Here is a 9,330-nt window from a genome sequence, read left to right as displayed (position 1 = left end):
CATGAGCTTTGGAGCTAGCTTCCTGTTTTGCTGACGCAATGCTGCGCAAACACAGAAGACCACTGACCGCAGTCTGTAACTTATCTTCTCCACAGGCTTAAATTCGCTCTTGACTCAAGCTACTGATACGCATAATTTTTCAGGTTGATAGCAGCGTTAAAATCTCTATCAACTTCAAAACCGCATTCACTACATTCATAAGTTCTCAAGTGCAATGGCATTTTCTGTTGATGCCCACAGTTTGAACATATTTGAGAACTTGGATAATATCTATCCGCTATGACTAATTCACTGCCGTACCATTCACACTTGTATGTAAGTTGACGTTTAAATTCATAAAAGCCACAATCAGCAATAGCACTTGCTAGTTTGTGATTTTTGAGCATTCCACTTACATTCAAGTCCTCAATTACTATGGTGCTGTGGTTTTTAGCCAACCATGTTGTGAGTTTATGTAGTACATCTGCTCTGATATCAGCGACTTTTTTGTGAAGTTTTGCTAATTTTTTTACTGCTTTGCGTCTGTTTTTGGAACCAATAACTTTTTTACTGACTGCACGTTGATGACGAACTAATCGTTTTTTGGCTTGACTGTAGGCTTTGACATTAGCAAATTTGCTGCCATCAGAACAGGTTGCTAAAGTATTTATGCCTATGTCTACACCAATAGTTTCTCCAACTTTTTCTGTTGGGTATGGTTCAAAATTGTACTTAAAACTGATGTACCAACTATCTGCTCTTTTGGATATTCTGACATTTTTTACTTTGCAATTCGGTAAGATTTCGTATGTTTTTACTACTCCTATTCTTGGTAGTTGTATGTAGTTTCCTTGAATAATTTTGATACTTCCTTCTAAGTAAAAGCTGTCTTTTCTACCTTTTTTCTTAAAGACCGGAAATCCACGGTTCGGAATAGTTAGAAAGTTTTTAAATGCCCTCTCTAAGTCTCTTAATGCTTGTTGTGGGGCACATTTAGACACCTCATAATACCAAGGATTAATTGATTTGACTTCGGCTACTAAACGCTTATGCAGGGTAATTGCACTGGGGCGTTTTTTAGTTTCTTCGTACTCTTTTATGCAAGCTGCTAACCCCCAATTATAAGCATGACGGGCTACACCTGCGTGTTTGGCAAGTATGGTTTTTTGGTAATTGTTAACTTTTAATTTGGTCTTAATTGATTGCATTTGAACACGCACACCATGAAAAAAAGTCTTTGACAATTTTGACAATTTAGTATATAAATTAATCTATGATCGCAAATCATCAGGATATTTTCAAGATTTATTAATATTTGTCTAATGCGTGTCCAATTATTCGACTTCAGTATTTAGCCCTTTATGTAGATGAAGCAGGAGTCAGAGGAGCTTTAATACCTACTGGTAATTTTACCCCACTGCCTTTGGTAATTTCATTTCAGGAAGCGGCGATCGCCCTGAGTCATCTTTCTAATGCTTCTGCTCAACGCACTATTAAACTTGCTGACCCCCATTTCACCCATCTGAGTCGATTTTTGGGTACAGACAAAACTTTTCATGCTTATGGTGCTATTCAGAAAGTCTTTGCATCTTTGGCCGCAGAAAATCAATCTTTGGCTGTTCCTGTTTCTATGGATCTGTTTTCTATTGCAGGTACTATTGAAGATACATCCACAAATGCGCCTCGTGTAGTCAGACGCTTTCAACAAATGATTGATAACCTCTATTACATTATGGGAGTGGAAATAATGCACGTTGCTCAAGCTATTGATTTGAGGAAACAAAAATATCCCGGTCTACAATTATCAAGAACTACTGAAGCTTTCTTCAATAATTACCGACAGGTTGTGCCATTTTTAGAGGTGGATCGCTTTCTTTCTCCTGATATTGAAGCGTCTTATCTGTTCTTGAAACAACACTCAAGGAATTTTTAGAGCCTACAAGACTTATGCAGTAGGGCAAAAAAATTACTCCCCTACTCTCCTTATCCTTAAAAACACTTTTTCATCAAACTTTGACTAAAGAACCAAAATATAGAGTAATATCGTGTCCGGTAGCATCGGAGCGTGTATAAAATCAAGGTGACACTCTTGAGAAAACCTTCTGCCTCCTGCCTCCAGCATAGCTGCCTTCGGACAACCATTGTCTAATTATTCAACCGGACGTGATATAAAACAATGATATTTTGGGTGCATCTCATAGCAAGCAAAAATACTTTTTTACTATATATATTCCCTGTTCCCAGCTCCGGTGTTCCCTGTTCCCTAAAAGCGATAATTTTTTGGCTTTATTCACGCATTGAGATGCACCCGATATTTTTTTCTCTATTTATCTATTTTAACTTTTGTTTATCGTTGGCAGATTTAAGAGTAATATCATGTTCGGATAATCAGTTATAAAAAAACTTTATCCCTTTTAACCCTTTCTTCCCTTCTGCCTCCTGCCTTCTGCCTCCTGCCTTCCTCCAAAGTGTAAGTATTCAACCGAACATGATATAACTTGGGTCTGTATTGTCAAACTTTTTTGAACTATATAAATAAGTATTCAGTTTGTCTTTAATTACAAAGTTAGCATTAGGTAAATCATAAGCCATAACAATATTAATTCTATCCTTTGCTTCTGTTACTGGACGAACGCTATGTAGACATTTATCCCCTGCCATAACTAACAGTAAACCAGGTTGAGGTTTAATAATAATTTGTTTGCCAAAGATGTGACAAAAAAAACTCAATTGTTGTACCCGATCTATCACACTTTGAAATCTAGAAAATTTAGCATTGGGTAAGATAATTCTATAATTGGGATAAAATTCAATTTCTCCTCCATCAACTTTGTTTAAATATAAAAGAGCTGTAATAGCATTTCGGTCATAATGCCACTGATATGTACCTCCTTTTTCAGTAATGTTAATATTACAACCTACTTGAATATCTTGTAAAGGAAAAAGTTGTTTATTTGTCAGATTATTAATAACTTGATTCATAGTTTCATATAGTTTTTGAACTTCTCGAATCTGAGACTGAATTATTTTTCCATTTATGACAGAACGACTTAAGGGTATGGGTTTAACATTGCGATAGATTTTAGGAACAGAATTTGCCCGGCGATAATCAGCAATTAGTTTTAATAAGGAATCGCATTCTGCCTGAGAAATAAAATTTTCTTGCAAAAAGTATCCTGTTGTTTGAAATTCTTCTAAAGATGTAATTTGAGATTTTTTCATGTTAATTTATCTAGCAATTTTTCTATTATTCATGGCCTTTTATTATAATATTTGAATACGAATTTACAGAATAATTAGGGTTTGCTGAAAAAGTCTTATGGGTGGAGGTAGGAGACAACCCACCCCTCGCCCCTCCCCCTCCCAACCCACCCCTAGCCCCTCCCAGGAGGGGAGGGGAAGACAGGAGACAGGAGACAGGAGAAAAGGGAATTTAGAGGAGGTAGGAGTAAGAATTGTCCCTTGATTTTTTTGCCCAACTATGCGCCTAAAATACTAACTTTTTGAGCGTGAAGAGCTGAAACAGGCGCACTTTTTAAAGGTCTCAAAAAGGCTAAAACCTTTATCTGTAAATACTTTTAGATTTCTTCAGCAAGCCCCAATTAATAATTAAGGTTTGCTGAAAAAGTCTTTTTTAAGGAGTAGGGGAGCGGGGGAGTAGGGGAGTAGGGGAGTAGGGGAGTAGGGGAGTAGGGGAATAATTTTTTTTGCCCAACTATGCGCCAGAAATGCGCTCCTTTTTGAGTGTGAAGAGCTAAAAACCAGGTACTTTTTCAATACCTAAAAAGGCTAAAACCTTTATCTGGTAATTATTTTAGATTTATTCAGCAAGCCCTAATTAAATAACTTAGGTAAAAATCCTCAATTATCAATTATCCATTATCAATTATCCATTATCAATTATCCATTATCAATTATCCATTATCAATTATCCATTATCAATTATCCATTATCAATTATCCATTATCAATTATCCATTACTGTTCTGATTCTTGACACCAATTAGACAAATCTTCTAAACTACTAAAATTATCAATTGCTCTTCCTAAATTTTCTAACTTTTCCAGAGATAACTGTTGAATATTCTCTCTAATTATGGCAGGAATTTCTGCTGAAAATTTTCTCTTCAGTTGACCTAATATTAGTCTTTGCATTGACAACTTACCCGCTTCTAATCCTTGCTCTATTCCTTGTTGTCGTCCCTCTTCTCGTCCCTCTTCTCGTCCCTCTTCTCGTCCCTCCTGTCGAGCTAGCAGAATTTGACCCGCACGGTCTTCTAAAAATACTTCCCGCTTGCGTACTTCCTCTAATTCTTTTCTTGATAGATTTGCCAGATTAGCAATATTTAAAGCTTTTTCTATCTCCTTTATTTCTGCTAAATTAGTAGGAATTACTTCTAAACTTGGAGCTGATTTGACAAAATAAATCCATTTATCTGTGATAGTTTCTAACTCTTCTAATTTTTTCGGAAACTTTGGTAATTCTACAAATATCATTGTTATTCCTTCATCTGTATACTCAAATGATTTCTCTTTCTCCTTAAACACAAAATGATTAATATATTTAGTTGTAGTTGTGTTATCAAACATTTTAAAATCTGTAATCGTTAAAGCAATTACTGGTTTGAATCTTCGATATCCCTCTCCACTGTCTAATTGATTCCCATAAGTTTTACATAGATTATAAACTACTCGCTTTTCAAATGCTGGAATGTTTAAAACTTGCATTTCAATTATCACATTCGAGCCATCATTTAAGAGAGCTTTTACATCTAGATAAGTATCTTTTAAACTAATGGTATCTCCCGGATTATAGGGGTCGATTATTTCTAAATCTTGAATTATTGATTTCCCAGAATATATTAAAGCATTTAAAAAACTAATTAAGATATCTTTACTCTCAGTTGAACCAAAGATTTTTTTGAAAGCAAAGTCTGTTTTTGGGCTAATAAATCTCATGGTTTTACTATGTTGATTAAGGTAAGTATTTCATAAGCATTTCCTGCGGAATGCTGCGTAAACAGCCATCAGCAAACAGAGGTCAGCTATTGCTTTTAGTTTTAGATAAAAGCTTTATGATTCATAAATTTTTCTGACTATAAAATTCAGTTTTCAAGTCTATAGCTGAATACTTACATTTGAATAATTGATAATTGACAATGATGAAATTTTTAAACTTTGAGTGACCAGCAAATTTTTTGGATGCAAAAAATATTTAATTTAGTACAAAAGTTAGCAATCAAATCATTATCCATTATCAACTATCCATGCTAGGGTTTGAAGACCAAAGCCCTACAATAAAATCTTACAAAACTGAGAAATTGTTGAAATAAATTTGATTGACTGCAACGAGTAACCAGCAAACTTTTTGGATGCAAAAAGTCTTCAATTTAGTACAAAAGTTAACAATAAAATCATTATCAATTATCAATTATCCATTATCCATTATCCTTGAACTATTCTAAAACCAGCGTGTTGATAAAAGTTCGGACGGAACCAATTACGATAATATTTCAATGCTTCTGTTCCATTAGTTATCCAACATCCCCCTAGCATCATGTTATGTCTACTATCAAAAAATGGAGCTGAATAATCTTCATATAGTTGATGACTTTTATATCCTGAAAGAGGATTCAAATTACCAGTTAACCATTCCCAAACATTACCCCGCAAATCATATAATCCCGATTCATTTTTTGCAGTTTCTAATAAACCAACGGGAGAAGGAGAACCAAATTTAAAATTTAGATTGTAATTATCTACTTCTGCTTCTTTGCCATTTCCATAAGTTGCTAAATTATATTCAGCTTCACTCATTAACCGAATATTTTCACCTTTCCAACAACAATAAGCCATTGCTTCATAATGATTAACTTCCACAGGCCAATCTAAGGGTAAATCTATTTCATCAAACATAGCTCGATATTTATAACCACCATTTTTAGGTATCCAAAATTTAGGATGTTTGATGTTATTTTCAGTTTTCCAAAGCCAACTTTCTTTAGTCCAATAATCTTGATTTTCGTAACAACCAGACTTGACAAATACTAGAAAATCTGCGTTGGTAATTAAATATTTACTAGCAACAAAAGACGAGACTTCTACTTGGCGATCGCCATATTCTATATCCCAACCAAAAGTAGGATAATCTGCTGGTTTACCTATTTTGACTATCCCACCAGCAACTTCTATCATTTCATTATCAATTTGCCTAGCATTTGTAGGAGCATATTCCCAGTTACTAGGACGTTTGAGTTTTTCTGCAGGTAGTTGCCGAAACAACATAGATGAAGTTTCGATATGAATGCGTTGATGTTCGATACCCATCATCAATGCCCACAAAGGATGATTTTGATGGATAGGCAGATTTAAAGGAGTTTTCTCAATTAGGTCTAATATAATTTGATAGACCTTTTCTCGATACTGCCAAACATCTTCAAGTTTAGGCCAGTTGATATGGGCGATCGCTTGGTCTAACTCTTCTGGTATTTCTGGATCTACTCCCAGCTCAAATAATATTTCGTAGTTAGGGTTGAGGCGTTTTTCTAATAATTCAACACGAATTAATTTATTGATGTAGAAAACCGCTGAATGTCCGAGATAAAAAATTAAAGGATTTCTCAAAGGGTCGGGATTGGAATAAAATGTTTCTTCACCGACTAGACTGTTCATCAAAATATCTTCAAGTTGCCAAGCATTGTTAAAGTAATCAAGGATATCTTGGCGTAACTCACTGTTAGAATGGCAGGTATCAAGTTTTGGTGGATTAGCAGATTTTATCTGGTTCATAGTGTTATTAACGGGAAAATAATTTTAATTGTTTACTTTTGCAAGGTATTTAAGATTTAGGATTCAGTTTTTTTGTGAATAAGGAATAAAGAAAGTAAAGGAAAACAACATTAAGTAGTAGCTTTCCACAAGGATTAGTAGGCACTCAAGACAGGATTATTTTTATGATAAAAAACCTCAATCTAGATTTACAATTTATTTGAAAACGCTATAGGTTGCAATATTTTACCGTAGGGGTTTGGTCTCCAAACCCCTACAGTTTTTTCCCACTAACTAATTGCCGAGACATGACCTCTCTTTGGGCAACATTCCATAGGAAATATTTACCATATTTTTTTCTTCCTTCTTCCTTCTTCCTTCCTCCTTCTTCCTTCAAATTAAGCTTGACAAAGAATTAATCCAAACCACTGTTTCGGGTCTGTCCACACTTTTTTAACTTTAAGTCCTTTTGTTTCTAGCTCTGTTTGAATAACTGCTAAATCAAACTTGCGAGAAACTTCAGTCAAAATACTTTCCCCTTTCTCAAAATCAACCTTTAAATCTAGAATTTCCAAAGAGAATGTGACATTTTCTTGACAATAAAGACGCATTTCTATTTGCGATTTTTCTTGATTATAAATAGCTTTATGAGTAAATAAATCGAGGTCAAAATTTCCTTGGAAACGCCAATTCAAATGGGATAACATATTCAAATTAAAAGCAGCCGTAACTCCTTGACTATCGTTATAAGCTGGTTCTAAAATTTCTTTGGGTTTTTGTAAATCAATACCAAGTAAAAAATAATTTCCTGGTTTTAAAGCATTAGCAACTTGGTTCAAAAAACGGTCGAATTCTTGTGGTGGAAAATTGCCAACTGAATTTCCCAGAAAACAAATTGTTCTGTTTAGGGAAGTTCCTTCAACAGAAGTTGCTGCAGGGTTTGACTTTAGATTAGCTAAAGTTTCATCATAAGTGCCAATAAATCCCTCAATAGAGAAATTTGGATATTTTTTTTGTAGCTCTAGTACGGTAGTTTTAAGTATTCCTCCACTTACATCAGTAGGTACATATTTAAACGAACTACCTATTTTTTGATAAGCATCTAACAACAGGCGAGTTTTAGTCGAACTACCACTGCCTAATTCTACTAATTCACAACATCCAGTTAATTGAGCAATTTCATCTGCATATTCTTTTAGAATGGAAGCTTCTGTACGAGTGGGATAATATTCGGGTAACTGACAAATTTCTTCAAATATTTCTGAACCGCGGTCGTCATAAAAATATTTGGGGGGCAAACTCTTGGGACTTTTTGTCAATCCGGCAATCACATCTTGTCCATCATTTTTCACTGCTTGATAGTTGTCATTGATAATGGTCAAAGGTTGTGAGGACATTGTTTAACTCCTACATAATTAGGTTGGATAATCAAGAGTTTTTTGTTAACAAATTATGGACAAAAATTTGTCATCATAAAATTCTTCTGGAAAAAATTTTAGTATAAATGTTCCTTGGAGTAAATGAACAAATCTGAAAGTAAATGGCTACCTTTGAGAAATAAAAGCAACATACAAATCTGTTAGTAGTTTTGTTCATTGAATGGTCGATCACACAAGTAGGGAATACCAGATATTTTCAACAATTAATAATTAGGGTTTGCTGATTAAATATAAAAGCATTGACATATAAAGGCTTTAGCATTTTTTAAATGAATAATGGATAATTACCTCTGGTTAAAACCGTTACGGAATTGAATATAAGAAAATCTGATTTCTTCTTTTGGTCGATGGTCGGACAGCTCCGAAACCTGCGCCATATCCAATCGACCAAGAAAAAATAAAGTTCAATATTTCAAGCCTCTGACTTTCCTAGGTCATGCTGCGCAAACAGGCACAGAGAGGTACTGATAACTGATAACTGATAACTGATAACTGAAATGACGAAGAGTAATTTTTTGGTATTGTTATAACATTCACTATTTATTGAATCCTTCAAGGAGAAAAAAACATGAGCAATCTTATGACTAAGTTTTTCAGCAGTGTGTGGCATAAGTTCCCACAACAAATATCTAAGTTAGTAGCTACATTAGTAATAACATTTGTCTTACTATTTGTTTCCACAACTTTCCTGCCAGTACCTTTAGCCCACGCAGCATATTCCCTATCTTGTGATGGATTGGATGCTGGTGGCAATCCTTATACAGCATCCTATGTAAATGGATTGTTTACTCAAGTCCGGTTCGATCGTTCTCCAGATTTACCCCCTGTAGTTTCGGAATTAACCTACGATACTGTAAATGAGCAAGGTCAACCAATTTACCGAGGCGGTTACTTGGGAATGGCAGATGTAGTTCTTATCGATCTATCAGGAGGTAATGTCAAACCTGGTTCAGAAGTATCAGTAGCAGTTGACAACCTGTGGAACCAAGAAAGGGGTATTTGTGGAGTTTAATAAGTAATAGTTACTAAATCTATAGAAAAATATTCCTAGACAAGTGTTTTAATTAAGTGTTACCTTAACGGGGTGAACTACAACACCCTCTATCCCATTGCTAAAAGCGTTTGGGACTACTTTTCGTAATATA

8 protein-coding genes are annotated in these 9,330 nt (G+C 34.7%); 2 read left to right on the top strand and 6 right to left on the bottom strand.

Features of this window, described 5'->3' with window-relative positions:
- Positions 1-119 precede the first annotated feature (119 nt).
- The gene (locus tag F6K54_RS33535; protein ID WP_293087794.1) at positions 120-1,187 is read right to left on the bottom strand and encodes an RNA-guided endonuclease TnpB family protein; all 1,068 of its coding nucleotides are present in this window, start codon (positions 1,185-1,187) and stop codon (positions 120-122) included.
- Between the two features lie 107 nt (positions 1,188-1,294).
- Between F6K54_RS33535 and F6K54_RS33530 the strand changes: the two genes are divergently transcribed.
- Positions 1,295-1,912: an aromatic amino acid lyase gene (locus tag F6K54_RS33530; RefSeq protein ID WP_293087793.1), complete on the top strand. Its 618-nt coding sequence runs from the start codon at positions 1,295-1,297 to the stop codon at positions 1,910-1,912.
- Positions 1,913-2,457: 545 nt separating this feature from the next.
- Here the strand turns inward: F6K54_RS33530 and F6K54_RS33525 are convergent.
- The 5 genes from F6K54_RS33525 to egtD form a co-directional block, all read right to left on the bottom strand.
- On the bottom strand, positions 2,458-3,201 hold the full coding sequence (locus F6K54_RS33525; protein ID WP_293087790.1) for a 2OG-Fe(II) oxygenase: 744 nt from the start codon (positions 3,199-3,201) through the stop codon (positions 2,458-2,460).
- 755 nt (positions 3,202-3,956) lie between these two features.
- The gene (locus F6K54_RS33520; RefSeq protein ID WP_293087788.1) at positions 3,957-4,937 is read right to left on the bottom strand and encodes an Rpn family recombination-promoting nuclease/putative transposase; all 981 of its coding nucleotides are present in this window, start codon (positions 4,935-4,937) and stop codon (positions 3,957-3,959) included.
- 486 nt (positions 4,938-5,423) lie between these two features.
- Positions 5,424-6,767, bottom strand: coding sequence for a 5-histidylcysteine sulfoxide synthase (ovoA, locus tag F6K54_RS33515; protein WP_293087785.1), 1,344 nt, complete (start codon positions 6,765-6,767; stop codon positions 5,424-5,426).
- A 253-nt stretch (positions 6,768-7,020) separates the two neighbouring features.
- Complete coding sequence (locus tag F6K54_RS33510) at positions 7,021-7,143, bottom strand: hypothetical protein (protein WP_293087783.1); 123 nt, start codon at positions 7,141-7,143, stop codon at positions 7,021-7,023.
- A gap of 1 nt (position 7,144) precedes the next feature.
- Positions 7,145-8,143 (bottom strand): L-histidine N(alpha)-methyltransferase, encoded by a 999-nt coding sequence (gene egtD / locus F6K54_RS33505; RefSeq protein ID WP_293087780.1) that lies wholly within the window; start codon positions 8,141-8,143, stop codon positions 7,145-7,147.
- A gap of 610 nt (positions 8,144-8,753) precedes the next feature.
- Here egtD and F6K54_RS33500 point away from each other — a divergent pair.
- Positions 8,754-9,197, top strand: a complete 444-nt coding sequence (locus F6K54_RS33500; RefSeq protein ID WP_293087778.1) for a hypothetical protein — start codon at positions 8,754-8,756, stop codon at positions 9,195-9,197.
- Positions 9,198-9,330 lie beyond the last annotated feature (133 nt).

The sequence above is a fragment of the Okeania sp. SIO3B5 genome, from assembly GCF_010692555.1.
GTDB lineage: Bacteria > Cyanobacteriota > Cyanobacteriia > Cyanobacteriales > Microcoleaceae > Okeania.
Note: the sequence above shows the minus strand (reverse complement) of the source record. Positions and strands in the feature narration are given on the sequence as shown.